General features: G+C 42.5%; 1 protein-coding gene and 1 pseudogene. Both read left to right on the top strand.

Annotation, left to right across the window (positions count from 1 at the left end; genetic code table 11):
* Nucleotides 1-267, top strand: a pseudogene (locus H5232_RS23570) (hypothetical protein); the annotation flags it as partial.
* Between the two features lie 6 nt (nucleotides 268-273).
* Nucleotides 274-602 (top strand): GAD-like domain-containing protein (locus H5232_RS23575; protein ID WP_310736905.1); only part of this gene is annotated, 329 nt, incomplete at its 3' end.

The raw sequence follows: 602 nt of genomic DNA on the forward strand, positions 1-602 counted from the left end.
ATACATTTTTGCGTGCCTGCACAACACATCCACAGACACCATTTAGCTGTTAGTTATGTACTCTCATTCCGCTCGCTTCAACATGGTAACGACCATTGCAACGGCTCTTTAGGTCCGCAGTGGGCTAAAGCACCTATAGGGAGTAAAAAAGGGGATAAAACACGCGTGCAGTTAATGGATGAGCAAGTTGAAAACGCATTTAAAAAACATGGCCCAGATGCTAAGTTGAACATTCAACTTGAGCGCTGCCCGTTAAATAAAAGGTAGACCATAATGATAGAATCCAATGACGAATATTTAGACCTTTTTTTAAGCGAGTTTGGTCAACCAACAACAACTGTACCCGCGACTATCGCTGATATAGAAGCGTATCGAGGGAAACTGCCTGACCAACTACTTGAATACTGGCAAATACTCGGGTTCAGCGGCTTTGCCGATGGTTTATTTTGGCTGACAAATCCTGCGGATTATCAAGATATTCTTGACCGATTTTTAGAAGACACCCCGTTTGAGCAAGATGATATTTATTATGTTATAGCGCGTAATGCCTGGGGCAATTTAAAACTCTACGGTGAGAAAACCGGACATTCTGTGGAAATCAG

The organism is Pseudoalteromonas sp. SG41-5 (assembly GCF_014164495.1).
Taxonomy (GTDB): Bacteria; Pseudomonadota; Gammaproteobacteria; order Enterobacterales; family Alteromonadaceae; genus Pseudoalteromonas; species Pseudoalteromonas rhizosphaerae.